General features: G+C 56.6%; 23 protein-coding genes and 1 tRNA gene. 5 read left to right on the top strand and 19 right to left on the bottom strand.

What is annotated here, in order from left to right:
* Window positions 1-67 precede the first annotated feature (67 nt).
* A complete protein-coding gene (locus V4U84_RS03200) occupies window positions 68-2,074 on the bottom strand; it encodes a beta-galactosidase (protein WP_334073311.1) in 2,007 nt (668 codons plus the stop codon).
* Window positions 2,075-2,460: 386 nt separating this feature from the next.
* Window positions 2,461-2,545 (bottom strand) — tRNA-Leu (locus V4U84_RS03205).
* Window positions 2,546-2,707: 162 nt separating this feature from the next.
* Here V4U84_RS03205 and V4U84_RS03210 point away from each other — a divergent pair.
* A complete protein-coding gene (locus tag V4U84_RS03210; protein ID WP_334073312.1) occupies window positions 2,708-3,115 on the top strand; it encodes a YhjD family protein in 408 nt (135 codons plus the stop codon).
* Between the two features lie 74 nt (window positions 3,116-3,189).
* Here V4U84_RS03210 and V4U84_RS03215 read toward each other — a convergent pair whose 3' ends face one another.
* From V4U84_RS03215 to V4U84_RS03230, 4 genes are all read right to left on the bottom strand, one after another.
* Window positions 3,190-3,534, bottom strand: coding sequence for a carboxymuconolactone decarboxylase family protein (locus V4U84_RS03215; RefSeq protein ID WP_334073313.1), 345 nt, complete (start codon window positions 3,532-3,534; stop codon window positions 3,190-3,192).
* An 86-nt stretch (window positions 3,535-3,620) separates the two neighbouring features.
* Window positions 3,621-3,836: a hypothetical protein gene (locus V4U84_RS03220; RefSeq protein ID WP_334073384.1), complete on the bottom strand. Its 216-nt coding sequence runs from the start codon at window positions 3,834-3,836 to the stop codon at window positions 3,621-3,623.
* 173 nt (window positions 3,837-4,009) lie between these two features.
* The gene (locus V4U84_RS03225; protein ID WP_334073314.1) at window positions 4,010-4,342 is read right to left on the bottom strand and encodes a hypothetical protein; all 333 of its coding nucleotides are present in this window, start codon (window positions 4,340-4,342) and stop codon (window positions 4,010-4,012) included.
* A 101-nt stretch (window positions 4,343-4,443) separates the two neighbouring features.
* Complete coding sequence (locus tag V4U84_RS03230; RefSeq protein WP_334073315.1) at window positions 4,444-5,019, bottom strand: xanthine phosphoribosyltransferase; 576 nt, start codon at window positions 5,017-5,019, stop codon at window positions 4,444-4,446.
* 102 nt (window positions 5,020-5,121) lie between these two features.
* Between V4U84_RS03230 and V4U84_RS03235 the strand changes: the two genes are divergently transcribed.
* Window positions 5,122-6,153, top strand: coding sequence for a YkvI family membrane protein (locus V4U84_RS03235; protein WP_334073316.1), 1,032 nt, complete (start codon window positions 5,122-5,124; stop codon window positions 6,151-6,153).
* Here V4U84_RS03235 and V4U84_RS03240 read toward each other — a convergent pair whose 3' ends face one another.
* Genes V4U84_RS03240 through V4U84_RS03250 form a run of 3 tightly spaced genes read right to left on the bottom strand, consistent with a single transcriptional unit; the run spans window position 6,154 to window position 11,815 of the window.
* Window positions 6,154-9,360 (bottom strand): AAA family ATPase, encoded by a 3,207-nt coding sequence (locus V4U84_RS03240; RefSeq protein WP_334073317.1) that lies wholly within the window; start codon window positions 9,358-9,360, stop codon window positions 6,154-6,156.
* Window positions 9,360-10,676, bottom strand: a complete 1,317-nt coding sequence (locus tag V4U84_RS03245) for a metallophosphoesterase family protein (protein ID WP_334073318.1) — start codon at window positions 10,674-10,676, stop codon at window positions 9,360-9,362. The genes V4U84_RS03240 and V4U84_RS03245 overlap by 1 nt, the downstream gene beginning before the upstream one ends.
* Window positions 10,677-10,681: 5 nt before the next feature.
* A complete protein-coding gene (locus V4U84_RS03250) occupies window positions 10,682-11,815 on the bottom strand; it encodes a glycosyltransferase family 4 protein (RefSeq protein ID WP_334073319.1) in 1,134 nt (377 codons plus the stop codon).
* A gap of 500 nt (window positions 11,816-12,315) precedes the next feature.
* Here V4U84_RS03250 and V4U84_RS03255 point away from each other — a divergent pair, with 500 nt between their 5' ends.
* Window positions 12,316-13,731 (top strand): RsmB/NOP family class I SAM-dependent RNA methyltransferase, encoded by a 1,416-nt coding sequence (locus tag V4U84_RS03255; protein WP_334076759.1) that lies wholly within the window; start codon window positions 12,316-12,318, stop codon window positions 13,729-13,731.
* Between the two features lie 70 nt (window positions 13,732-13,801).
* Here the strand turns inward: V4U84_RS03255 and V4U84_RS03260 are convergent, their stop codons facing one another.
* From V4U84_RS03260 to V4U84_RS03290, 7 genes are all read right to left on the bottom strand, one after another.
* A complete protein-coding gene (locus V4U84_RS03260) occupies window positions 13,802-15,022 on the bottom strand; it encodes a copper amine oxidase N-terminal domain-containing protein (protein WP_334073322.1) in 1,221 nt (406 codons plus the stop codon).
* A gap of 277 nt (window positions 15,023-15,299) precedes the next feature.
* Window positions 15,300-16,124, bottom strand: a complete 825-nt coding sequence (locus V4U84_RS03265) for a Cof-type HAD-IIB family hydrolase (protein ID WP_334073323.1) — start codon at window positions 16,122-16,124, stop codon at window positions 15,300-15,302.
* 22 nt (window positions 16,125-16,146) lie between these two features.
* On the bottom strand, window positions 16,147-16,914 hold the full coding sequence (locus V4U84_RS03270; RefSeq protein ID WP_334076760.1) for a pseudouridine synthase: 768 nt from the start codon (window positions 16,912-16,914) through the stop codon (window positions 16,147-16,149).
* Window positions 16,915-16,917: 3 nt separating this feature from the next.
* Window positions 16,918-18,474: an RsmF rRNA methyltransferase first C-terminal domain-containing protein gene (locus V4U84_RS03275; protein ID WP_334073325.1), complete on the bottom strand. Its 1,557-nt coding sequence runs from the start codon at window positions 18,472-18,474 to the stop codon at window positions 16,918-16,920.
* 102 nt (window positions 18,475-18,576) lie between these two features.
* Window positions 18,577-19,071, bottom strand: a complete 495-nt coding sequence (locus tag V4U84_RS03280) for a DUF309 domain-containing protein (RefSeq protein ID WP_334073326.1) — start codon at window positions 19,069-19,071, stop codon at window positions 18,577-18,579.
* A complete protein-coding gene (gene yjbM / locus V4U84_RS03285; protein ID WP_334073327.1) occupies window positions 19,061-19,876 on the bottom strand; it encodes a GTP diphosphokinase in 816 nt (271 codons plus the stop codon). Before yjbM ends, V4U84_RS03280 begins: the two co-directional genes overlap by 11 nt.
* Window positions 19,877-19,904: 28 nt before the next feature.
* Window positions 19,905-20,999, bottom strand: a complete 1,095-nt coding sequence (locus tag V4U84_RS03290; RefSeq protein WP_334073328.1) for a quinone-dependent dihydroorotate dehydrogenase — start codon at window positions 20,997-20,999, stop codon at window positions 19,905-19,907.
* Window positions 21,000-21,184: 185 nt separating this feature from the next.
* On the opposite strand from V4U84_RS03290, the gene V4U84_RS03295 reads away from it, so the two are divergent.
* On the top strand, window positions 21,185-21,322 hold the full coding sequence (locus V4U84_RS03295) for a hypothetical protein (protein ID WP_334073329.1): 138 nt from the start codon (window positions 21,185-21,187) through the stop codon (window positions 21,320-21,322).
* A 17-nt stretch (window positions 21,323-21,339) separates the two neighbouring features.
* Here V4U84_RS03295 and V4U84_RS03300 read toward each other — a convergent pair whose 3' ends face one another.
* The 3 genes from V4U84_RS03300 to V4U84_RS03310 form a co-directional block, all read right to left on the bottom strand.
* On the bottom strand, window positions 21,340-22,776 hold the full coding sequence (locus V4U84_RS03300) for a L,D-transpeptidase family protein (protein WP_334073330.1): 1,437 nt from the start codon (window positions 22,774-22,776) through the stop codon (window positions 21,340-21,342).
* Window positions 22,777-22,955: 179 nt separating this feature from the next.
* Entirely contained in the window at window positions 22,956-23,198 is a 243-nt protein-coding gene (locus V4U84_RS03305) for a ferredoxin (RefSeq protein WP_334073331.1), read from the bottom strand.
* Window positions 23,199-23,340: 142 nt separating this feature from the next.
* Window positions 23,341-24,630, bottom strand: coding sequence for a DNA polymerase IV (locus tag V4U84_RS03310; RefSeq protein WP_334073332.1), 1,290 nt, complete (start codon window positions 24,628-24,630; stop codon window positions 23,341-23,343).
* Window positions 24,631-24,818: 188 nt separating this feature from the next.
* Here V4U84_RS03310 and cimA point away from each other — a divergent pair, with 188 nt between their 5' ends.
* A complete protein-coding gene (cimA, locus tag V4U84_RS03315) occupies window positions 24,819-26,438 on the top strand; it encodes a citramalate synthase (protein ID WP_334073333.1) in 1,620 nt (539 codons plus the stop codon).
* Window positions 26,439-26,783: the final 345 nt, after the last annotated feature.

Raw genomic sequence — 26,783 nt, forward strand, 5'->3', positions numbered from 1 at the left:
CGCATAAATAGTAGAAAACGCCTCGCGGATGCGGGAGGCGTTTATTTCAATACAAAGCGTCTATGGCTTATTGTTCTTCGATAATGGTAAAGCCCCATGGCTCAAGCTTCAGGGTTTGTCCAGAGCTTACCGTTTGGTCCGAAAGCAGCTCAATTCCCTCACGATGACGATAGTCAAACGAAGCCGGCATTTCAGAATAGTTAAAGTAATATCGGACCGTTTTGCCCAGCCCGTTAACCCCGGATTTCGTGATCAGCGGGAAGCGGATCTCTTGATCCAGTCCCCATAAACCGGCCTTCTTCACGGCATGCTCCAGAATTTTGCCCATAACCGCCTCGCTCGTCATACAGCCGATATACACGGCCTGCCCTTGGCCGTAACCGTTTTGCGTGACCGCGGCATACTTCCCCCAATGCGGATGATCATAATAGGCGAGCACCTCCGCCGTCGATGGGGTGAGCAGTTCCATCCACGTATGCACCTGGTTTTGGTCTTCACCGACCCGGAACGGATCGTCTTTTAACGTCACCCGTTTCGGCTCGACGAACATGTTATACGAAATGCCGCATGCTTGGCCGATGATTCCCGGTTGCCGTTCGGAACGGACCTTGACATTTTGATCCGTGAAGCCGCTCTTAAAAGTATAAACGATATGCCCACCATCATATACAAACCGGTTTAACCGCTCCAAAAGATCATTGGAAGCCGTATAAAGCGCAGGAACGATAAGCAGATCATATTTTTCAAGATGCGGGGTTGCGGGAGACACGAAATCACAGCCGATGTTCATCCGGTACAGCTCATCATACATCATTCTAACGACATCATTATACTTTTTCGTGCTGGAAAAATTAAATTTGAACCACTCCATCGCCGTTAACGAGTCGTTGCTGACCAGAATGGCGACTTTATTCTCTTTTTGAAGGTTCACCAAATGCGGAGACAAACGCGCAAAGTCCCGGCCGATCGTTCGGGCTTCCTCATAAATCGGGTTGGGTTCGAAGTCATGGCTGAGCAAGCCTTTCCAATAGGTTTCGAAGGAATTGTGGATCGAATGCCAGTGCCAATAGGCCACCATATTGGCTCCCGAAGCCAGATGGCTGAACGCCTGCAATCTTAACTGCCCCGGGTACGGGGTCCAGTGGGGAAAGGCCTGCGCTTCCGTCTCGAGCACCAAATAATTCGTTCCTTTGGTGGATCGCGCCACATCCCCGCCGAAGGAAATTTCAATCCCGGTCAGATCGTCCTGTGACGGATGGTAAATGTCCACCCCCGTGATATCGAAAGGACGGGAAGCCTCAAAATGGTCCACATCCGGCTGAATGCCGTAGGAATGTCCCCGCCACTCAAAATCGAAATTTTGCGTAACAAACTGATCCGCCCGCTTGTACTCATTAACGATGGATACTTGCCAGTTCAGGAAATCGGCGACCAGTTTCCGTTGAAATTTGGCAAACTCCGCGCCCAAGCTGCCATTAATCGTCCCGATGATGGACGGGAAGTCCTCCCAACTGTTGATCCGGTTGCTCCAATAGTCTAGCCCAAACGCCTTGTTCAATTCCTCTAGCGTTTTGAATTTGTCCCGAACGTATTTAACAAACAGCAACTGGACATTAGGGCCCGCGGTATGGTAGTGCTTCGTTTCATTATCGGTTTGGTACCCGATCACCGCCGGATGTTCGCTAACCCGGGAGATCAGCTTGCGGATGATGCGCTCCGCATAAAACAAATAGGTCGGGTTCGTGATGTCCATTATTTGCCGTGCCCCATATTTGCCCGGTCCGTTTGCCGTCGTTGCCAACACCTCCGGATGCTCCTTGACCATCCAGGTCGGTACGGCGTAAGTAGGCGTTCCGACAATGACATGAATTCCGGCCCGATGCATCGCATCAAGAACGCGATCTACCGAGGTGAAATCGAATACTCCATTTTGCGGTTCGTGCGTGCTCCAGGTCGATTCGGCGATCCGCACCACGTTAATCCCCGCCTCTTTCATCATGCGGATATCCTCATCCAGCCGATCATAAGGCATATATTCGTCATAATAAGCGACACCGTATAACAGCTTCTCCATATTGACCTCCCTGAGTTTATAGTGACATTCGGCGATCTATCATGTGTAAAAATCATTTTAAAGCAATTGTTTACGCTTTCATAGTATTAGAAAAATCCATCCGCTTCACTGGACAAAATTAAACTCTTGCAGTGGAGTATTTTAAACTACTGCTCTCTTGGCCTCATGATGGGATTTAACTGGAAAAGCTCCATTTATTTTGCGGCTCATTTGCCGATATCCCCATTTAAGTCGAATTAGTGGGCGGTTTTCCAGCTAAACCGCCTCCCCAGCCGTTTAGGCTCCAAATTAACAGGAATAATTCCCTTTAATTTACCCCCGTACATGCAAAAAGCTCCTGATTCATCCACAAGGACAATTCAGGAGCTCTTTCGTTAACATTAGGATGCGGTCGAGAGGACTCGAACCTCCACGGGGGGTTAGCCCACACGGACCTGAACCGTGCGCGTCTGCCAATTCCGCCACGACCGCTTAGTGTCTCTTACAGAAAATCAATTTCCGCAGCGACAAGATTTATAATAGCATGAACTCACAGACATAGTCAACACTTTTATTTCCTCTTTTAATTCGGCAGCGCTTTGGCTAAAATAAGAACATAAGTTCCCATTCAATAAGGATAAGGGGGTTGTCCAAATGGCGGTACCCGGCATTACGGAGGATGAATTGGCATTGATTCGGAGCGTAGTTCTGCTGCGTTTCATCCGCCGGATACTGGATCGGGATGCCCGGATTTTAGAGGAGAGCGGCGTATTGAAGAGCCCGGAGCTCTATACGGAGATCCTTCGCGGCGCCGAGCGGCGCGCTTCTTTGGTACAGCATGAGATTATGGCGGAATTCCAGAAGCGCCGGATCAAATTTCTGCGCCTGACCCAGGATGAACATGGAATCGAAGCCGATTATCTGTGCAGAGGCTACCGGGGGACGATGAAGATGCTCTGGCCCGTCCTCCGCAGTGAAATGGCCTCCCGCATCCGTGCTTATTTGGGTTCCGGCTGCGCGGACGTCTCCGAGACGCCGCTGTCCGAGCCGATCCGTTTATAACAAACCGCTCATAGAAAGAAAGACCCCTGTGTTCCTTAAAGAAACCTCGGGGTCCTAGTTTAACGGAAGAATCCTTAATGCATCGGCGTTTGACCGAGAGCCTCCTGCACGCGAATCACGCCTTGGGACAAAGCGTTTCCCGCCAATGCGGCGGAAGCGACCGCCACCGTTTCCAGCAGTTCTTCCTCTGTCGCTCCCTTGGATCTGGCTTCCTCGGTATGGTAGAACGTGCAAATTTCATTATTCGTGGACAAAGCGATCCCCAGCGCGATCAGTTGCTTGGTTTTGGCGTCCAGCTTGCCGCTTTCAAAACATTCCCCCGTAAACGCATGATACGCCTCGGTTGCCCCGGGAACTGCGGCTCCATAAGTATGAATCTGATCCTTATAGGCTTTTATCTTTTCACTGACGAGTGACATGGCTATTCAGGCATCCTTTCTCAGGGATTTGGCGTGAAATTATCCGGACTACCTTACTACCATGTCCCGCTCCGCCAAAAATATGCTTATATTTCCGGCGAAATCCGGGGCTCCCTGGCCGGACGAATGCTATAGCGCCGGTCAAGCTTGACCACATTCCGGTTGGGTCTGCGAATCAGTACGTGGGTATCGTCCCACGCTACGACAATCCCCCGGATGTCGTTCTCGGGGAGCGCGTCGCGCACGACCCGGACTTTTTCACCCGATAAACGAAACGCATTCAGTTCTTCATCGGAAATCATCGTGTTCACCGTCTTTCTGGAAATAAGTTATCACTCTCATGATAATTAAAAAAAGACTCCGCAGCAATTCACGGAGTCCTTTAACACCATGACCGTCACTTTCCGTCAACGCTCATGATAAAACCACACTATAATCAGCAATCGGATCGGCAGAGCCATCCTCCCATTTCCTTCTAGCGTTGGGCATGCTCCTTGCTGTCGTTCTTCTCGAACCAGAAATCAAGCACTTTCGCCGACATGACACGCTGCTTCACATATCCAACCTGCTGCGGGCTGAATTCCGCTCTCCAGTCAATACCTAGCTCCTCGCATAGCTCGGCGATCGTAAGCAACTGTGACCAAGCGACATAGCGCTTATACCAGAAGAACTGGGGATGCTCAAGCATATAGGGATAAAGGTCGTCAAACTCCGTATGTTTGCAATCCAGGGCACGTTCGAAAGTAACCTTGGCATCGGACAATTTAGTAATAAAGAATTCCGCGTTCACTACAGGATCATTCCCCATTTTATAAGCCTCCTCTCCCTAGTAATCCCCATTATAACGAAAAAAAAGAGGCCTGCAAAGAACTGTTGCAAAATTGGAACGAATTAATTTCTCAGGATGATTCAGGCGTCGGCAAAAACAACTTGGCCGCCCTCCAGCGAAGCGATGCGCACCAGGGATTCCAGGCGGATGCCTTGCTCCCGCAGCGCTTTGGCTCCCGGCTGGAAGCATTTCTCCACCACAATCCCGGCTCCGACCAACTCCGCGCCCGACCGCTCAATGATTTTAACCAGCCCTCTGGCCGCATCCCCGTTCGCGATGATATCGTCGATAAACAAAACACGGTCGTCCGGCGAAATCAGTTCCCGGGAGATCAAAATGTCCGTCACGATTCCTTTCGTGAAGGAAGGGACCCGTTCGCACAGCATGTCCGGCTCGGCGAGCAGCGTCTTTTTGCGGCGCGCAAACAGCAGGGGAACCCCCAATTCATACGCCGTGGCAAAAGCGATCGCAATGCCCGAGGATTCAACCGTAACCACCCGGGTCACGCCCGCGTCCCGGAAGCGCTCGGCAAATTCCCGGCCCATCTCCATCGTCAGTTGCGGGTCGACCTGATGATTCAGCAGCGCATCCAGCTTCAGTACCTGATCGGATACCACCACGCCCTGCTCCACGATTCGTTGTTTCAATTTCTCCATTCCTATTCCTCCCGAACTTGATCCATTTAGGGTTTGAGTCATGTCCCGTCCCCGGACAACATACCTTGTACTATATATAGCACATCGGCCGGGGGGAAAACCATGAAAAATGCCGTCAAAGTTTTGCAAATCGCTTTCACCTATATCGGCACCGTTGTCGGTGCCGGCTTTGCAACCGGCCGGGAAATCCTGCAATTCTTTACCCAGTACGGCAAATGGGGCGCATTGACGATCCTGCTAGCCTCGGCCTTGTTTATTTGGCTGGGAACCAAAATGATGCTGCTGGCCCGCAGTATCCGGGCCGAGTCTTACGAAGATCTGAACCGGAAACTGTTCGGAGACCGGATCGGCCAAATCTTGAGCCTGTTCACCATGATCGTTCTCATCGGGGTGAACAGCGTGATGCTGGCCGGAGCCGGTTCGGTCTTTCAGGAGCATTTCGGGATACACTACCAAATCGGGCTGTGGATCACACTAGCCCTTACGTTCATCCTGCTGGGCAAAGGCATCGACGGGGTGATGAAACTGAACTCCATGGTCGTCCCCATGATGATTACGCTGTCCCTGGCGATCATCTTTAATACGGCGGGATCGCCGGGAGCCTCCCGGTTTCTGACGCTCGGCACCGACCACAGCCTGCTGGCGACCTGGGCCTCTCCCTTAATGTACACGGCCTTCAATCTCTCCATGGCCCAGGCCGTGCTCGTCCCGATCGGCAGCCGGACGGAGAGCCGCCGCGTCATTATTTGGGGCGGCCTGCTTGGCGGGACAGGCGTCGGCTTTATGCTGATGGCCGGACACTTTGCCCTGTCGGCCAATATGCCCGGGATCGTGCAGTTTGAGATCCCCATGGGCAGCATCGCCCAGCAAATGGGGACCGCCATCCAGCTTATTTATCTTGTGCTGATCTTCATGGAAATTTTCAGCACCTTTGTCGCCGACGTCTACGGGGTGACGCTCCAGCTGAGACAGCGGCTGCAACTGCCGCCCCGGCTGATTTCAGCCTGTATTTTGCTGATCTGTTATGTGACAAGCCAGTTCGGCTTCAGCACCCTGCTCTCCATCCTCTATCCGGCGTTCGGGATGTTCAGCCTGCTGTGGGCGGTCATGCTCGCGCTTTACCGGCAGCGCTGATCAAGCCAGCTCCACAAGCTGGACATTTCCCAGATGGGTGCGGACCCCTTCCGCCACATGGGCATGGCAAGTCATGAGGATCAACTGCCTGCTTTCGGAAACTTCCTTGAGGACGGACAAAACCCCGGCCAATCGTCCCGCATCGAAGTTGACGAACAGATCGTCGAGAAGCAGCGGCAAGCTTTCCCGGCCCGAAACGGCCTCCGACAGCGCAAAGCGCATCGCCAGATAAAGCTGTTCCGCCGTTCCGCGGCTCAAATAAGAGCTGGCGACCGGCCCGACATCCCGATGCTCGGCCAGCAATTCCTGGCTCCCCATCTTGACGAGAATGCGGCCGTATACCCCCCCTGTCATTTTCTCAAAATAACGCGAAGCCTGCTGCAGCACTTGCGGCTGCCGCTCTTCCTCATAAATTTTGCGCACCCTTGCGATCAACTCCTGGGAGACGGCCATGACCGCGTACCGGTCGAAAGCCTCCCCCAATGCGGCCTGTTGCTCCGCCAGCTGCTGATTCACGTCGTCTTCCAGCCCCCGCTGTTCCAGCGTCTCCTTCTCCTGAAGCAGACGTCCCCGCCGCTCCAAAAGACGCTGCCTATGCTGCTTGGCCTCTTGAAGCCGCTCCCCGGCTTTCTCGGTCCTTCTTATGAGGGTCTCCTCTTCATGATCCCGCTGCAGCTCTTCAAGCTGTCGGCGCTGTGCCTCATCCATCGTTCCGAACATAACGAGCTCGGCCTGCCTGAGTTCCGCATAAAGCCGCTCCCTTTTGGCGGCCTCGGCCCCGAAGCGCAGGTACATCTCACCATCCTCCGCCCCGCTTTCGTCAAGCAGATGCCGCTCGGCGGCGGCGATCGCTTCCAACCGTGCTTTCCGTCTGCCCAGTTCCTCCTCAAGCGGGTCCAGCCTGTCGGCCAGGCGCTGACGCCGCGCCTCGAGTTCCAGCTGGATATCCAATTCGGCCTTCGCCTGGCGGACGGTGGCGGCCATCGCGCCGGGCGCGGCGGATTCCGTTCCGCGGAGCTCTCCCAACAAGGCGCGGCCATCCCGTTCAAAAGCGTCCGCCTCCAGCTTGGCCGCGGCATGCTTGGCGGACAAAGACTCCAGCCGGGCAAGCCATTCCCGGCCTTGTTCGGCCAGCCGGAACACGTCCATCGCCGCCTCCGGAGACAAATCGCCGGACAGCCGGCGTTCCCGCAGCCAGTCCTCCCATTCGCGGGCCAAGCCGGCGAATTCCGTCTCCTTGCGGGCCAATTCCCGCTGCAAGGCGGACAGTTCATCAAGCTTTCCGGCCGTCTTCAGGCGGGCCTCCGCCGCGGCCGCTTCCAATGCCGCTTGGCGTTGATCCCACAGCTGCCACTGCTCCATCAACCGGCGGAGCAGTCTCTCTTCCTCGTCCCAGCGCTCCGACTCGGCCAAACTGGCCGTCACGCTCCGGCTACCCGCGGCGGTCAGCGGGTGGGCAATCAGCCGCGGCAAGATCTCCCGCAGCCGCAGTTCCTCGGGCGAGGCCGCAGGCTCCGAGAGCAGGCGGCCTCCGCGCCGCCGCTGCCGGGGTTTCCGGCCGCCGGATTCCCGCACGGCCAGAAACAGGTAAGCGTCGATGACGAACAGCACCACGCCGCCAAGCAGGGCGCTCCACACGGAATGCGTCACCATCCACAGCAGGACCGGCAGGAGCATGGTCAACACCCCCGTCCCGTTAAGCATCCGCTGCTGGAAGCGGCGAATATGGGCTTTCGCCGCCGCTTCGGCTTCCGCTGCACGGCGCTGCTCCTGAACGGACGCGGAAACCGCTCTCCAGCGGTCCAGCAGCCCTTGAATTTCGCTCCATAGCCGGCGGACCTCATTCCGGTCTCCGGGCACCAGATCGCTGAACTGACGCCGCCCGGCCTCGGCACCGGCCTGGAGCTGCTCCATGGCCCCGCCATGGGCCGCTTCCAGCGCCGAGGCTTCACGCTCCAGCTGCACCCGCTCATGGTGGAGAAGATCCGCCGCTTTATCGTATTCCTGAAACCGGGCGATAAAGCGCCGGACCGTCTCCCGCTCCCCGACAGTCCCCCCGAAGGCGCGCAGCTCGTCCGCCGTCCAATCCGGGTGGATGCTCCGCAAGGCGTGCGCCAGGCGGCCTTCGATCTGCTCCGCTTCCGACCGGAGCTCCGCCGCTTCCCGGACGCCGCTCTCGTACCGCGCCAGGCGGCCAGCCAGCGAGCGGATGCCGGCTTCTCGCTCCAGCAGCTCACGGTCCGGCCGGACAGCTCCAAGCTCGCTATGCAATACGGCGAGCTTTCTCATAAACTCCGCGGCTTCCAGCTCCAGCCGCGCCTTCTCTTCCTGGAGCCGCTCCCACCGGGACAGCCCTTGCTCCGGGAAAGCGGCGCGCTCCGGCAGCTCGGCCAGCTCCGCCCGGAGCGCTTCCCGCTTCACCCAGTCGGCGCGGGTGGCCGCGGCCTTGTCCAGCCGCAGAGCTTCGGCGCTTCGCCGCTCCAGCTCCGCTTCCCCGGCCTCCAGATCCGCACCAACTTCTTCCAGCTCCTTCAACACTTCGCGGTACCGGGGAAGCAGCGCTTTTGCCGCGGCGGCCTGCCGCTCCAGATGTTCGATAGACTGGGTGATCCCCGCCATCTCCTGATTCCGCCCCCGCGGGCGGTACAGCTTGTCCATCTCTTGGGCCAGCTTCTTTTCCCCACGCAGCACGGCGGCGCCTCCCCCGATGCCCGCGTGAAACAGAAAGCGGCTCATCTCTTCGGACTGCAGCGCGGAAACCTCCTGCAGTTCGCTCAGCGAAATGGCGAACAGCTGGCGGAACATCTCCTTGGACATGCCGCCAAGCAGCTCCCGCTCCAGCTCTTCCTGCGGCAGCTCCCGGAGCTCGCCGTCCGGGCCCGTACGGGTGATGCGCAGACGGTCCCCGCGCCCTGCCGCCGGAGAGCTTCCTTCCCGCGTACGGGCATAGCGCTCGATCGTCCACAAGCTGCCCGCGTTGTCCCGGAGGGTCAGCAAACCGCCGTGCGCTCCGCCGCGGACCGGTTCATAACGCATCGCACCGTACGTCCGTGACGGAATGCCGAACAGCATGGCGCGGACAAAGCCGAGCAAGGTGCTTTTGCCCGCCTCGTTGGGGCCATACAGGACCGTTACCGGTCCTTTTAGCTCGATTTCTTTGTCCTGCAGATGGCCGAAGCCTTGGACTTGCAATTTTTCCAGCCGCATCAGCCGGTCCCTCCCCGCATGTCTTCCTCCACCAGGAGCGATACCGCCAGCGCCTCGGCCCGCTCCAGCAGTTCCTGACGCTCCCTGGGGCCTAGCGATTTCAAAAGTCCTCGAAGATGGCGGTTATCCATCAGCGGGGACAGCGCGGTGTCGATGAGCTCGTCCCGTAGATCATCGCGAGCCAAGGCCCGGTCCGTAAGCCGGAGCAGTTCCCCGAGGAAGCTGTCCTCCCCTGCCAGCCCAGCCCGGTCGATGTCCGGTCCGGTTTTGGCTTTGAAGCCGACCGGCCAAACCACGGAATGAAGCGGCAGCGAAGCGTCCGCTTCCAGCCGCATGGTCTCCCGCCGCTGCAGCTCCGCCAGCAGATCGTGGGCTTCCCTGCCGTTTTGGAGCAGGGCATGCAGCGGGCCCCGCCCGGTAAACGTAAACCGCACGATTCCGGTTTTGCCCGACAAGCCGGCCCGAACTTCCTCCAGCCGTTCCTCCACCCGCTCTTTCCAGATTTCTTCCGTGGCAAGTTCCCCGATCGGAAGCTCAAGCTCCGCCCACCGGACATGATCCAGCTCGCGGAAACCGAGCCTGGCCTCTCCCCTATCGTCCACTTCAACAAGATAGCAGCCTTTCGGGCCCGTCTCTTTGAGGCTGCGGCCCTGCAGATTGCCCGGATAAACGACCCAAGGGGATTCGCTAAGGATTTGGCGTTTATGGATATGCCCGAGCGCCCAGTAATCGTAACCCGACGAGCGCAGGTCCTTGAGCGAGCAGGGAGAATAAGCATCATGCCCCTCCTGCCCGTCCACATTGGCATGCAGGAGACCAATATGGTACAACGGCGAAGCCGGGTCGCGCCGAAAAAGAAGAGCGGTGTTCTCCGTCACCGCCGCCGTTGGATATGAAATGCCGCTGATGACCGCCACGGGTTGCCCGTCCGCCCGGCGTACCGCCGTGGCGGATTCCGGCCGGCTGCCGCCGAATACCGTAACATTTCGCGGCAAAGACAAACGCAGACGGCTGCTGTTTAAAGGATCATGGTTTCCATGGATGACATAAACCGGAATACCCGAACGGGCCAGCTTGTTCCAAGCTTCTTGAAGGCGAAGCTGGGCCCTGAGCGAGGATTCGGAAGCATCGTAGACATCTCCGCTGACGACGACAAAGTCGACGTCGGCGGAAACGGCAAGGTCCACCAGGTCGCCGAGGGCGGCGAAGGTGGACTCTTGAAGGTGGCGGCGCAGCCGGTCCGGCAGCCCGGACATGCCCGCAAACGGGGTGTCCAGGTGCAGGTCGGCGGTATGAATGAATCGAAATGAAGGCATGAGGCTCACTCTTTCATCGGTTGAAATTGCAGGTAAACTTTTTTCAGCTCGTGGACGACCCGGTTTAAGGAATAATGGTTCTTCGCATATTCCGATCCCGAACGGGCCAGTTGATAGCGGTAATCCGGATCGCCGATCACTTTCTCGAGCGCATCGGCCAGCAGAACCGGTTCCTCGGGCGGCACGAGCAGACCGTTCGAACCGTTCTCGATCTGCTCGGCGATCCCCCCAACGTCCGAACCGACAAGCGCCAGCGAGCAAAGCGCGGCCTCGGCGAACACCGAGCCGAACGCCTCCGCGCGTGAAGGCAGGACGAAAATATCAAAGAAAGGCATGAACTCCTCGGGATGCAAGGTATATCCGTAAAAAATCGTCTCGTTATAGATCCCCAGCCGTTGCGCCAATTCCTCCAGTTCCTTGCGGATCGGCCCGTCGCCGATGATATGAAGGACATAAGGCAATCCGCGGTTCTTCAGCTCGGCGCAAGCCTCCAGCAGCGTATCGAGCCCTTTGGCCGGGACGAGCCGGCAGACGGTGACCAGTTGGGCCACCTCATTTTCGTGCGGCACCGGTTTGAACCGTTTCTCATCAAAGCCGTTGGGAATGACGCCGATATTTTGGGGATGGTTGACGTAAGGACTTAAATATTCCCGGAATGACCCGGAGACGGTAAGCATCAGATCGGTCCGGTGCTCCAGCTCCCTATAAAGGGAGGTCAAAAAGCGGTGCTCGAGGCCGTCCGGCTGAATCCGGCCATTCAGAATCAATTCCCGCTCATAACTGGAGTGAATGCTCTGAATCACCGGGGTTTCCGGAAAAACCTCCTTCATCGCCATGCCGACGATCGGATGATGGGCATGGATCAGGTCGAACGGCCGCTGCAAACGCAGTTTCGTCCACCATAGATAGTCCCTGTAGGTCTGCACATATTTTTGCACGATCGGGCTTTCCTCGAATTCATGCCAGTCAAAGGTATGAAACTTCACCGGTTCGCTGCCCTTGCCGCGGATCCGTTTCGGTAAGGAAAACAGCTCCATTTCCCAATGGGGGGGATTAAACCGGTCCTGCAAATAGGGAATCATAGAGGATACGCCTCCGGGCTGTTCCGGAGGAAAGAATAAGGCCTGCAGCAATCTCATAGGGGTTCTCCTTTGCTCTTCTCTTTCTAGTCGCGTATGAACCGCTTGCTACTTCAATTATGCCATAGGCCGGACGGAACATCCATTCCCCTTTTGAGATTAAAAAACAATGTGATAAACTGCTCTAGGAAAATATGTCCCGGCCCGGCTAGTTCTGTTAGGCGGCACTGCCTCCAATTGATATGGTAAAAATTCCTGCAAATCTGCAGGCTTTTATCTCGCGGCGGGCCAAAAAATCAAAATTCCTGCAAATCTGCAAGCTTTTTGAGCAAGACAGCGCTCATTGCCCGGATAAGTTCGAAATTCCTGCACTTTTGCATCTTTTCAAACCTGGGCGTATTGGACCGGCGAAAATTGCTGCAGATTTGCACCTTTTGAAACCTATCCGCTCGACTCCCGGCACAACTCAACACAATTAGCTAACGGATGAACCGGCTATGCCTCAAAAGACGACTAGGGGGATACCGACAGAGATACCTATTGGAAGGAGTGTTAAAAACATGACAGTTTCAGCCCTGCCCGGCGCGTTTCGGGACGCCGTCTTATCGATGCTCGGTCCGGCCAAGGGGGAGGCTTTCCTTCAAAGTTATGCCGCCCCGCGCAGCTACGGGCTGCGCCTCAATACGCTGAAGCTCGGCACCAGCACGGCTGCGGCCGACAAGCTCGCCGGGCTGTTTGCCTTGCGGCCCGTTCCCTGGTGCGAGACGGGCTTTTACTACGAAGAGCGGACCCGCCCGGGCAAACAGGCGCACCATGCCGCCGGATTATATTATATTCAGGAACCCTCGGCCATGTCGGCCGTGGAGCTGCTGGATCCCCAGCCCGGAGAAACCGTGCTGGATCTGGCCGCCGCCCCAGGCGGGAAAACGACGCAGATCGCGGCGAAGATGCGCGGCGAGGGCCTGTTGATCAGCAATGAAATCCACCCGCAGCGTGCGCGGATTCTCGCCGAGAACGTCGAAAGAATGGGAGTTCGCAACGCCATCGTTACCCAGGCCGCTCCCCCGGAGCTTTCCGCGCGGTTTCCGCTCGCGTTCGACCGGATCATGCTGGACGCCCCTTGTTCCGGCGAAGGCATGTTCCGCAAGGATCCCGACGCCATCCGGGAATGGTCGCCGGAGGCGGTGGAGCTGTGCGCCGCCCGGCAATGGGATATTCTGCAGGATGCCGTCGCCATGCTGAAGCCCGGAGGAAGCCTCGCCTATTCCACCTGCACGTTCAACCGCCGGGAGAACGAGGAGACGATCGCCCGGCTGCTCGCGTCCTTCCCCTTTTTGAAGCTGGTGGCCGAGAAGCGGATCTGGCCGCATGTGCAGGAAGGAGAAGGCCACTACGTCGCCCTGCTGGAGCGGGAGCCTTCCGGTCCCGACGACGCGGACGGACAAGCCGGCTCCGGCCACAAGCGGAAAAACGGCGGGCGCCAAAGCGGCCGCTCGGGTAAAGACGCCGCCGCAACGCGGGAAACCGCGGCCGCCTGGCAGGCTTTCCGCGACTTTGCGGCCGAAGCTCTGCCGGGCCTCCGGGTGGACGGCGAGCCGATCCTGTTCGGGGAGGCGCTGTATTTGCTCCCGCGCAGCGAAGGGCTCGCCCTCACGGCCGGCATGCTGTCCGGGCTGAAGATCCCGCGGGCCGGCCTCGAGCTGGGCGAAGCCCGCAAGGGCAGGTTCGAGCCAGCCCATGCGCTGGCCATGGCCGCGGGCGCCGGCGATGCGGCCCGCGTCGTGACGCTGGACGCGGATACCCCGTCCGCGGCGGCGTTCCTGCACGGGGATACGCTGCCCGTGCAGGATCATCTCCGCGGCTGGTGCCTCGTCACCCTCGCCTGCGGCGGGGAAAGCTTCCCGCTCGGCTGGGGCAAAGCGAGCGGCGGGCAGCTCAAAAACCATCTGCCCAAAGGTCTGCGCCACCCCGGCTAAGTCTAGGCACAGCAAAAAGGACGCGGGCTCCCCAGAGCCCTGCGTCCTCTTTTTCATGAAATCCTCAGGATCAGTCCGCAGTCAGTGCGACTTCCCCGGTCTTCCGGTTATACGTGTACGTCTTTACCCCTTCCTTATCAAACGGGCTGTCATAGCCGATGACCAGAAGCCCGCCTGCCGATTCCTGACCCAGATACTTCAACTCATCCCCGTGATAAGGAACATCGTTGTTCAGCGCGTACTCCAGATCGTCGCCTTTCAATATTTTTTCGGCCAGATTTACTGTCGTCTTATCGTCCAGATTGATCAGCGTCAGCAGGCCCGTCTGGTTCGGCCGGACAACGAGGTAATCCTCGCCCGCTCCCAGCACGGCATAAGTCTCATCCTTGCCTCCCAGAGCAGGGAGATCGTATTTGTGGACCTCTTTCCCTTGCGTATCGTACACGGACAGCGTCTTGCCGTCGGTCAGCAGGAGACGTTCCTCGGATTTGTTGCTTTTCGGATCGTGGACCTGGTAGGCCACAGCGTTCTCTTCATAACGCTGGAAGTACTTCGCCTTCTTCTGGGCGACGATTTTGTTGCCGTGAACAAGGACGCCGTACGCGGCATATTGGACATGAGGTTCGCCATAATTGTCCAGAATTGTCACGACCATGTCCCCCGAGTCGGCGATATACGGGTGGATGGACAAAAATTCCTCGAATTTGCCCTCAACTTTTCCGGCACGAACCGGTTTTTGTTCATAAGGATGGGCGATATAAAGATCCCCGGTGTTTCGGTTCAGCCAAATCACGCAGTTCACTCCGGCCCCTTTAACAAAAGCATTGCTGTGCTTGATGCTCACCGTCCGCTTCGATGCGTTCCATTTCACGTCCGCTCCGGTCGTTTCCGACAGGAAGCGCAGCGGCACATAGATCCGCCCCTCTACGACTCGCGGGGACTCCGACAGGCTCTTGGTTTTTCCGTTCACCGTCGCCTTCTGCGTCCCGTAGTTTAACTGGACCGTGAGTTCGGGGTATGTCATCGTCACGGTTTTCGCGGAACCGTTCCAGAAAACGACGCTGCCGAGCATTTCTCCCAAGTCCCGCAAAGGCAGGAAGACGGTGCCGTTCTTCACGAAAGGAGCCGCATTCGGCTTAAACTCCTCGCCATTCATCGTAATCTCAATCGCGCTTGATTTGGCATCGGATTTGGCCGCGGCCGCCGAGCCGGATGCCGGTACCGACAAAGCCAGCACCGCCGCCAGGACGGCATGAGCGGCGACAACAGGTAGTCGAAACTTACGGAACATTCCAATAACCTCCATTAATTTTATGATAATAAAGCATTTTACACTCCTTTTAGACGCTTCGAACCAGCGTTATGTTCCGCTAACATCTCCCACTTTTTAAAAAATCCGAAGCCGGTATCCCGCGCCTGGGTCCTGTAACTCGTGCGCCGGCTACGAAACGTCTACTTCCTTTAATTAAAAAAGTGCGGGTTGCCAAGGTCATTTGTCCTGACAGCCCGCACTTTTTCCGCTGCGCTCTTGCAAATATTCCATTTTTTTCACTTACGGGAGGTGCCGCTTATTTCACGGACTGACCGAGGCAATATTTCTCCAGCGCCTGCTTGACGCCCTCTTCATTGTTCGATGCGGTAACGGCGTTTGCCGCCGCCTTGACTTCCACCGGCGAATTGTCCATAGCGATTCCGAGACCCGCATAGGTCAGCATGGTCAGATCATTATAATAGTTGCCGATCGCCATCACTTCTTCCGGCTTAAACCCGCGTTTTTCAGCCAGCTTCTGTAATGCGGCCCCCTTGGAAGCTTCCTTATGCATAATGTCGATAAAAAAATCGCCGCTCCGCAAAACATTGAATTCCTGCGGCCATACATTCCAATCGGACTGGACCCGGTCCAGTTCTTCCTTCTTGGCGGTGACGGTCATTTTCACGACCGGTTCGGTAAATTCCGTCCAAGCAGGCAGCTCTAGCGGCTCCATCATAAACAGGCGATACATATCCAGCGCTTCCTTGCCGAGCTCGGACGCCCCAGGCACATACAACTCGAAGGTGGTATTGATGTCATAATGAACACCATGCTCCCGGCAGTAATCGATGTACCTGTCCAGTCCCTTCACATCGAGAGCGAACTCATGCACGATCTCTTCCGTCCGCACATCGACGGTCGCCGCCCCGTTATGGGTAATCACATACCCGCCCAGTCCCATTTTCCGCATAAAAGGGATCGAGTTCACCGGCGCACGCCCGGTGCACAGCACGAACTCGGTCCCCTGCCCGGCAATCCGGCGGATCGTTTCCGCCGTTCCGGGAGTAAGCTCGTGATCGTCGTTCAGCAGCGTTCCGTCGACATCCAGGGCGATCAGTTTGTATTTCTTCTCCATCTCCATGTCTCTCCTCTTCAGGCGGCGCTTACTCCGCCGGTTTATTTTTATAAAAGCGCAGTGCTTCCAGCTCCTCGGCCGTTAGCTCACGGTAAGAACCCTTGGGCAGCGTTTCATCGAGCGAAAGCGGGCCCATGGAGACTCTTTTCAAATAGGTGACTCTGGATCCGACCGCTTCCAGCATCCGCTTCACCTGATGAAATTTGCCCTCCGAAATCGTCAGGGCGATTCTCGTTCGGGGACTGCCATCTTCATAGCTCCCCCGCTCCAAAACCCCCATATGGGCCGGCAGTGTCACATAGCCGTCATCCAACTCCACGCCCTTAGCAAACCGTTCGGCTTCCCGGTCACCGAGAAGGCCTGTACAATCGGCATGGTAGGTCTTCGGCACATGCTTCCTGGGCGATAACAAATCATGGGCCAGTTGCCCGTCGTTGGTCAACAGAAGCAGGCCCTCCGTATCCTTGTCGAGTCTGCCGACCGGAAACGGGGAGAAGACGCGGAATTCCGGCGGCAGTAGATCCAGCACCGTTTTCTCCCGGACGTCTTCTGTCGCCGAAATGACTCCCGGCGGTTTATGAAGCATGATATATACAAACTCCCGATACACGACTCTATCTCCGTCAACCTCAAGTAAATCCGCCTGCGGATTGCACTGCATTCCGCTATCCTTGACAACCGAACCGTTCAAGGCAATTCGGCCCTGCTTCGCCATTTTTTTAAGATTCGAACGGGATCCGTACCCGAGGTTGCCCAGTATTTTATCGATCCGCTGCGTTTTTTTGCCTTCGCTCATCGTTTAGGTCCACCTCCAGCCTGCAGGATATTCGTTTTTTAACAGGCCGTCCAGCCATTTTCCAAAGCCCAGGGAATATCCGTCCACCGTCACCAGAACGAAGCCTTTCGGGCCGGTGTCCGCGTTCCGGCGTATCCGGGATTCCGCGATTTCCAGCGTCTCCCCTTTCAAATACCGCACCGCTTCCCCATCCTCCAGCGACAACTCCAGGACCCTTTGCGCCTCATCGGCTTTCAGCGCGGCAGCCAGCGGATGTCCCGGCTGGAATCTGCCGTTCTTGACCGTACCGACGTACCACCCGGGACGTACGGTTTTTAACCCGTCAAGCCGCTCCTTCGCCACCGGGGAAATATACACATGGCCTCCAAACAGCAGTACTTCCCCGTGCGGCGTTACCGCCAATTGCTCCGACGCAAAGGTGCGCCAGCTGTCCGTCAGCTCCCGCTCGTCCGGGGCTTTTTTGCCCGCATGCCGGGCCGGATCGTTTCGTCCGCGGCGCTGCCGCGAAGCGGGCTCCTTCCCTTGGCTCCGCGCTTCCGCGGGCAAGATGGCCGTCTCCCGATTCGTGGTCAGCGCCTCCTCCTTGTGCTGCAGGACCGCGAGAAAATGCCCCTCTCCTTCGACTCTGTGAGGCCATAATCTTCCGCAGCGGGAGGTAGCTGCCGCCGATGGCCCCGACAGGGCCGGTACGGGCGCGGAGGCCCCTTCGGGCAAGGTCAGCTCTCCTTCCGCCAGCATGGCCAGCCAGTCCGGGCGCCCCGGCAAGAACCCGCCGCCTTCGGGGAGGGGGATCAGTTCGAACTCCGGGTTTTGTTCCAAAAACCCGGCGATCTGCGCCTCGTTCTCTTCCGGCGCAAACGTGCAGGTCGAGTAGACGATCCTGCCTCCCGGAGCCAGCAGCGAGGCGGCTGTCCCCAGAATATCCCGCTGCATGACCGTACATTTGGCGATGGAATGCCGCTCCCACTGCCTTGCCATATCCTCGTCCTTGCGGAACATGCCTTCTCCCGAGCAAGGAGCATCGATAAGAATTTTATTGAAGTAAGCGGGAAACGCCTGCGCGATCCGCTCCGGCGTCTCGTTCAGCACGATGGCGTTCCGCACGCCGTATAGCTCCATATTTTTGGCCAGCGCCTTCGTCCGTTCCGCGCTGATATCATTCGTCACCAGCATCCCTTGTCCGTTCAGCTTGGCGGCGATTTGCGTCGACTTCCCGCCCGGTGCCGCGCACAGATCGAGCACCCGGTCTCCCGGCCGGACTTCCAGGACCTCCGCCGGCGCCATGGCGCTCGGCTCCTGGATATAGTAAAGTCCAGCATGATAATACGGGTGTTTGCCGGGCCGCAGACTTTCATCCACATAGAAGCCGCTGTCGCACCAGGGGATCGGACGCAGCTCGAAGGGAGAAATCTCACGGAACTCCGGAACGCCGATCTTCAGTGTATTGACCCGGATGCCCGCGTAGCGCGGGTTATCGTACGAGGCAAGAAAGTCATTGTATTCATCGCCCAAAAGGGCTTCCATTCGTTTTAAAAATGCAACGGGTAATTGTACCGCCATAATCTACCTTCCGTTTCTTAAGCTGTGTCCATTTCCGGCAAGCCTATTGTAACACAACATAGACAAAATGCAGCCTCTCCCAAAGCAAGGCTGCATTTCGATTTATCCGCCCGAACCGTTCAGCGTATCCCGCTTCCTGCTTTGCTCCCTTGCCTCGTGCTTGGCTCCCCGCTGGGGACCTCGGCGCTGGGGCACATTGGGTTGAAGTCCGGAAGCCGTCCGGCTCACTTCCGTGGAAAGGCGCGGGTCTATGATGACGATATCAAGATCGTAAAAGGGGAACGGCTCCATTTCGTAGGCGTCCAAACAGTTCGCATACTCGGCTGCTTCATCGCGCAGCCGCCCCAGGTCGATGCCGAGGCTGTCTTCGGGGTAAACCTCCAACCGCTCGGCAGCGGAGCGGAGCATTTTCCGCCCTCCCGTCACATTGCCGTTGCGGAAATGGTACAGGCCGACCGCTACCTGAAGCAAGCCTTTATACAGCGGCTCCCGGTCCATCTTGAGCCATAGCTCCTCCAATACTTCATGACATTCGAAGTAATCTCGGTCCCGGTTAAAATACACCAGATACGCGAGGTAGAGCGGGTCATAGCTCATCCCCGGGCTCCTCCACCTTCTTGGAGGCCTTGATCAGCGCTTTGACCTCGGCCAGCAAATCTTTAATCCCTTCCATATCTCTTGTTTCCCATAACCGGTTAAAACGTTCCTGAGCGTCGATCGCCTCGGATACCAGATGGTAAAAATAGAGCTGATGGATCGCCGATAGCAGGAGAGAGACGATGTTGGATTCGTCTTCAAAACTCTTTTGCGCAATCAGGATTTCCTGGCGGATGCTGCTCATCTCGTTATCCAACACATTCGCGGCCTCCGCCGCCTTCTTCAGCCGCTTTCTCATTTCGTCGGGCAGGCTCTCTTTGTATTTATAATTCAGGGAGTGCTCGATCGTAGCCCAGAAATTCATCGCCAGCGTGCGGATCTGAATCTCGGCGAGCACGATTTTTTGGCCGAGCGCCGTTTGAACCGGGTATTCGACGATCATATGGAAACTTCGGTACCCGCTCTCCTTGTAATTCGTAATATAGTCCTTTTCGTACAGCACCCTTAGGTCCTTGCGCATCCGTATATACTCCGCCACCCGGCGGATATCCTCCACAAATTGGCACATAATGCGGATGCCCGCGATATCCTCGATCCCCGTCTCCAGGTCATCCATCGATACGTTCAGCCTCTTGGCTTTATCGAGAATGCTGGAAATTTTCTTCACCCGTCCGGTCACGAATTCAATCGGGGCGTATTCTTCACGTTTTTTCAGCTCGGACCGCATCGTCTTGAATTTGACCTTTAATTCCTCAACCGTCTGTTCGTAAGGAAGCAAAAAAGTTCCCCAATCCCTACTGTCCATGCGTGTGCCTCCTGTCTTCTCTACCGCTCTACCGGTGATCCGCCCCGATCGCTTCGGTAATATGGGCAAATCCGTCCCGTTTCAGCAGTTCCCTTAAACCGCGGTGCAGCTTGCGGTTTATTTCGGGACCTTCGTAAATCAATGCGGTATATATTTCAACCAGACTCGCGCCGGCCCGGATTTTCTCGTAAGCGTCGGCCGCGCTAAAAATGCCGCCGGATCCGATAATCGGCAGCCGTCCTCCGGTTTGACGATAAATATGTGAAACGATTTCGGTCGAACGTTGACGCAGCGGTTTGCCGCTGAGCCCCCCGGTCTCCTTGGCATGAGCGTGGGTCAAACCCTCCCGGGACACCGTGGTGTTCGTGGCGATCACGCCGGAAACTCCGCTTTTTTGGATCGTATCGACCATATAATCCAGTTCCTCAGAACTGACATCCGGCGCTATTTTGACGAGTACCGCTTTTTCGGTTCCATGAATGTTCGCCTGGGCGGCCATCTCTTCCCTGACAGCTCCGAGCAGTTGCGCCAACTCGTTCCCATGCTGCAGGTTGCGCAGATCCGGCGTGTTCGGCGAACTGATATTGACCACGAAAAAATCGGCATACCGGTACAAAACCGAAATACATTTCTTGTAATCGAGATGCGCCTCTTCGTTCGGGGTCACCTTGTTCTTCCCGATGTTGACCGCGATCGGAATCGGCCTTCGCTTGAGCGCCGCCAGCCGCTCGGCCATCTGCTCCGCCCCCCGGTTGTTGAAGCCCATCCGGTTGATCAGCGCCTCCTCCGGCGGAAGCCGGAACAATCGGGGCTGCTCGTTCCCAGGCTGGGGCTTCGGCGTAACCGTGCCCACTTCCATAAAACCGAAGCCGATCGCGGAGAAACCGTCCACCGCGTCGGCATTTTTGTCCAATCCGGCGGCAAGCCCGACAGGTGAAGGAAAATGAACGCCAAACAGCTTCGAGGACAGCTCGCGCGCCTCGGAAATCCCGTACAATCCCCGCATCACCGGGAGCATACCCGGAATTTTTGCCGCTGTATGTAAACCGCCGATCACTAGATGATGGGCTCTTTCCGGATCCAATTTAAAAAATACGGGTTTCCCCAAACGCCGATATAACACTGGTATTCCTCACTCCGATCCACATAGGTTGACAAAAGAAAAACTCCATATCCAGTTTAGCGGTTTCCGGCGCAAAAGAAAAGTTCATCGGGGCCAGAATTGCCTGAACGGGATATGGAATTTTTTTGTGAAAACACTTACAATATACATATATAAACCCATACCATGGAAGGAGAATTATAACGATGTCGACCAAACGCAGACCGCCGACGCTCCAGCAAAAGAAGGATGAGGTCAACAAAAGAGCATTGATCTGGGCAAGCTCGGTCATCGCCGCTTTAATCATCGTCGTCGCGGCCGTTATCATTCTAACGCAAGTTTAGTTTTTAGCCCCTCCCCGCTAGTTCAGCCAATGATATGTACGTTGGGGATTGGTCTGATCCTGGCGGCTGCCCAGTTTAAAACGCTCCTCGGGCACCGATTCCAGCTTCGGAAGAATCCCCTTTCCGATTGTCACCTTTGTCCCTTTCGGAACCAGATCGAACAATTCCTCCACGTCCTTCTTGGTCATCCTCACGCAACCCAAAGATTCGTCCTTGCCGATGCTGTCCGGCTCGTTCGTGCCGTGGATCGCATAGTTCGTCTCCGAAAGCTGCATCCCCCGGCTCCCAAATTCGCCGTTATCCCGTCCGTTCGGATTCATCACCTTATCCGTGATCCGGAACACGCCGTGCGGCGTTCGCTCGCCACCCAAGCCCACTTTATAGCTGCGGAGCATGACATCCCCGCTGACCACGGCCAGGCGATGGTTCGCCGTGTCGACGATCACCTCCAGGGGCTTGGTAAAATAAGGATCCGCCTCGGATAAGGCAGCCGCCTGGTCCTTCGCCGGATGCGCCCCGTCGTCACCTTTCGCCGCTTCCGTTCCCGCTCCCTTCTTCAGGCGCGTCAGCAGCGGCTGGAACGCCTTTTCCATCACCGGGTCGCTTCCCGCGAGCCAATTGTCCGGAAACGCACCTGTCAGGGACTTCAAACTTTCGGGCCAGTGTCCTTCCTTTTCTTTATAATGCCGCATTGCGGAGGAAAGCGCGGCCAGCGATTCCTGGCGCTCGATCCAGGCCAAAGCGCCTTTCCGGAGTCCCGAAGCATCCGGCGGCGTGCACTGACAGGCTTTGGCGTCATAGGATTGAAGGGTCGTTCGTCCGGTGCCGGCTTGACGGGCGACCCCATATACGACGGGCATGTCCTTTGACCATATCGACCACCGGCCGGATTGGACCATCCCGAGGACCGCGGTTTCCCGGCCCGCTGTAGATGTATCGTCCGTCAAAAGTTCGGCCATTGCGGTATGCTTGCGCTTCGGATCGCCAAAGTAAGGCTTGGCCGTATACGATCCGGCTTCACCCGTTTCATCCCCGGCGTTCTTCCCGGATTGGCCCGCCGAAGGATCACTCTCCGGCCGCGCTCCGGGGGGATCCTGCCCGGGGCCGTTCTCCTCCATGCCCGACTGAGCGGCGGGTGCGCTCCCCGGCGCCTGGGCCGAAGGCATCCATAATAATAGCAGCAGCATCAATGCGAGCCCGATTTTGCGCCAGAGCTTCGCCTGCTTCTCCTTGCGCATCGACTCCCGCAGCAGGTTTTCCTGATATTCCTTCCATAAATCAGCCGGAACCTTGCTCGATTCGAACGCCTCGTACACGCTTCCGGCCTGTATGTAACAATAGTGCGCCTTTCCTTCTTGGCCCGATGCCTCATACTCTTTGCCGAGCAAATACCAGGCCATTTTATTTTTCGGGTGGTTCTCCACGTATTTCTTGAGGTAAGCCGAGTTGCTCATCGAAATCCTCCACATGGGCAAAAATGACATTTCTCTTTATTCTTTATCGGCAGAGCCAGCCGGGTTGCTAAGCGGCATCCGAAGGCCACACAAAAATCGCGACTAATTGCCTATAAATACAAAAGACATCCCCTGCCAATGGCACAGGAGATGTCTTTGCTGTTCAATATGCAGCCTGATTAGCCTTCTTTGTTGAAAGGCTCATCCGCAATCTTGATGGAATCGGTCGGGCAGCCGTCACAGGCGTCCTGAAGATCATCGTAAAGGTCATCCGGAATTTCGGTGACACCGCGGTTCCCATCGCTGTTATAAATAACTTCGGCCAAGCCTTCGTCGTCGTAATCGTAAATATCCGGCGCTGTTGCGCCGCATGCGCCGCAAGCGATGCAAGTGTCTTTCTCAACCCAAGTATATTTAGCCATATTATCTGCCTCCTGAATAAACGGTACAAGTCCGGTTCTTAGTTTGTCACCAAGTTCAATATAATATAAATAGAAAGCAATTTCAATTCTCTTTCCGAATAATCCCATCGCAAAAACAGATGATTTCAACGGAGCCTTCGTCTCACGGTTCCTTCGGTTCTCTGAGAAAATCCGTCTGCAGTGAAGTCCCGCGAATTTTGTGATTGCGGATCAGCGCGGAAGGATCGTCGGTCAGCATGCCGGCGGTCAGAACGGCATTTTCGCCGAACTTGTCGCGCAGAAGGTCCATCGTCCTGGTCAGCGATTCCTTCTTCGGTTGCTGCTCATAATTGAACAGGTCGAGTTGAACGGCCGATTCTTCCTTGGCGACCAGATTCTGCAGTGTAATGCCGAGCAGCCGGATCGGCCGCCCTTCATTCCAGTGGCGCCGGTACAGCTCGCACGCTTCCCTGTACACGTCGTCGGCCCGCTCAATGACGGTCTCCAGGCTTTGCGAGCGGGTTATCGTCTTCATGTCCGGCGTGCGGATCGTAATCTGCACCGTTTGGGCCACTAGGTTCTGGCGCCGCAGCCGCCGGGTTACCTGATCGGCCAAATTCAACAGCACGCGCTGCACTTCTTCCATCTGCGTCACGTCCCGCGGCAGTGTCGTCGTGTGCCCGATCGATTTGTTCTTGTCGCGTTCCTCCCGCACCGGAGAATCGTCGATGCCGTTCGCGGCCCGCTTCATCCAGCTTCCCGCCACGCCGAATTTCTCGATCAGAAGCCGTTCGTCGGCGGCCGCCAGATGGCCGATCGTATGAATCCTGAGCCGCTTCAGTTTCTCGGCGGTTTTCCGGCCGATCCCGAACAGCTCGCCGCACGGCTTATCCCAGAGAAGCGCCGGTACGTCGCGGATGCGCAGAACGGTGATCCCCCTCGGCTTTTTCATATCGGAAGCCATCTTGGCCAGCAGTTTGTTCGGCGCGATCCCAATCGAGCAAGGCAGGCCGAGTTCATCCGCCACTCTGGCCTGGATTTCGTGCGCAATGTCGAGCGGGGTCCCGAACTGTTTTGAGCCGGTAATGTCCAAATAGCACTCGTCGATCGAAACGGCCTGAAGCAAAGGCGTGTAGCCATACGCGATATCCATAAACGCCCGGGAATATTTGCGGTACAAATGGAAATCCGGTTTGATCAGAATCAGCTCCGGACATTTCTTCAATCCCTGAGCCACGGTCATCCCTGTGGAAATCCCCCGCTTGCGGGCTTCGTAAGAGCAGGTGACAATAATACCTTTGCGCAGCTCTACACTCCCCGCTACCGCCGTCGGCCGATTTCGGTACTTCTCCGGTTCTTCCGCCTCATGCACCGAACAATAAAAAGCGTTCATATCGATATGCAGCACCACCCTGCCCCGGGCGGGATAGTATTTATCGATACTGCCTGTCACGTTCAATACCGTCCCCTCATTTGTATCTTTCCTGGTTCCAGCATACCCCTTTGTCCGAAGGCAGGTCAACAAGCGTCGGGGGCAAATTCGGAAAATCCGTGTTACATTTCAAAAAGACAAATGCTATAATAAGAAATTAAAATCAGAGCTTGTAATCTGGAGGACATCCATAAGGAGGAACATCCAACATGTCAAAGGCTTTATCTATCTTCGACACCACCCTGCGGGACGGTACCCAAGGCGAGGGCATCAGCCTGTCGGCCGACGATAAGTTGAAGATTGCCAAGAAGCTGGATCAGCTGGGTGTCCATTACATTGAAGGCGGCATCCCCGGCAGCAACAACAAGGACATCGAGTTTTTCAAACGCGTACAGGAACTTAATCTTACGGCAAAAATAACAGCCTTCGGAAGCACCCGGCGCAAGGACAGCCTCGCCGAGCATGACGCGAATCTGAAGCGGATGATCGAATCCGGAGTTCAGGCGGCCACGCTCGTCGGCAAATCGTGGGACTTCCACGTCCACACGGCGCTGCAGACCACGCTCGAAGAGAATCTGGCGATGATCTACGATTCCATCGCCTATTTAAAACGGCAAGGGCTGGAGGTCATTTTTGATGCCGAGCATTTCTTTGACGGCTACAAAAACAACCCCGAATACGCGCTTTCCGTGATGGCCAAAGCGGAGGAAGCCGGCGCCGACTGGCTCGTCATGTGCGATACGAACGGCGGGACCATGCCGCACGAAGTGCATGACATTGTCAGCGTGCTGGCAGGCCGCGTTGCAAAGTCCCGTTTGGGCATTCACACCCATAACGATTGCGAGCTTGCGGTGGCCAATTCGCTCAGCGCGGTGCGGGCCGGCGCGGAGCAAATCCAGGGAACGATGAACGGGTACGGCGAGCGCTGCGGCAACGCCAACCTCTGCTCCATCATTCCGAATTTGCAGCTTAAGCTTGGCTACCAGGTGCTCGAGGAGGACCAACTGAAGCAGTTGACCAATACGGCGCGCTACATCAGCGAAATCGCCAATGTTTACATGCCGGTCAACCAGCCGTATGTCGGCTCAGCGGCCTTCGCTCACAAGGGCGGCATCCATGTCTCGGCGATTCTGCGGGATTCCCGCACTTACGAGCATGTCGCTCCCGAAACGGTGGGCAACCGCCAGCGCGTGCTTGTCTCCGAACTGGCCGGCCAGAGCAATGTTCTCTCCAAAGCGCAGGAGATGGGCATCGCCTTTGATCCCGAGAACGAGAATACGCGCGAGGTCATCGCCAAGATCAAAGACCTGGAGCACCAGGGCTATCAATTCGAAGGCGCCGACGCCTCGCTGGAACTGCTGCTCCGGCAAGCCAATGGCGATCTTAAAGAGCTGTTCGTCTTCGAATCGTTCAAGATGCTGGTCGAGAAATCCGCGGGTAAACCGGTTATTTCGGAAGCTTTCGTCAAATTGAACATCGACGGAACGAGCATCTATACCGCAGCCGAAGGAAACGGACCGGTCAACGCGCTCGATAACGCCCTCCGGAAGGCGCTTATCACTTATTACCCTGCCCTGCAGGAAATACACTTATCCGACTATAAGGTTAGAGTCCTCGACGACAAGGACGCCACGGCATCGAAGGTTCGGGTTCTTATCGAATCCCGGAACTACGAGAACTCCTGGAGCACGGTCGGCGTATCCGGCAACGTGATTGAGGCCAGTTGGGAAGCCCTCGTCGACAGTTTGCGCTACGCGCTGATCGGCCAGACCAAGCGGGAGGATTACACCGAAATCCCCTCGGCTGCACGAGGTTTGGTCAATCACTAACGGGAATTCGGTTGCATCGCATCTGACCTGGTACTGCGCATTTTGATACTTTTTCGTTTCCTGAAGAAGCTGCATGAAGAAGCGGCGTGGCAAGTCGGGGCCGGAGCCTCGCAATTTCCCTAGCCGCCCGCCACATTAGCGGCCTTTTTGGACCCTATTTCGGCCCGATACGGCTCCCGTGGAATATTAGCGGTGAAATGGGGCCTCATTGCCCTGCTGCGGGCCCCGAAATCAGAATTTTCCCGCTTTTTCCCAAAAATAGCGCCGTTTAACGGATTGAATGCCTGCTTAAACACAAAAAAACGTCAGGACTCCCCTTTCATGTTCATGAAGGGAAGTTCTGAC

This window comes from Paenibacillus sanfengchensis (assembly GCF_036864765.1).
In the GTDB taxonomy this organism is placed as follows: Bacteria; Bacillota; Bacilli; order Paenibacillales; family Paenibacillaceae; genus Fontibacillus; species Fontibacillus sanfengchensis.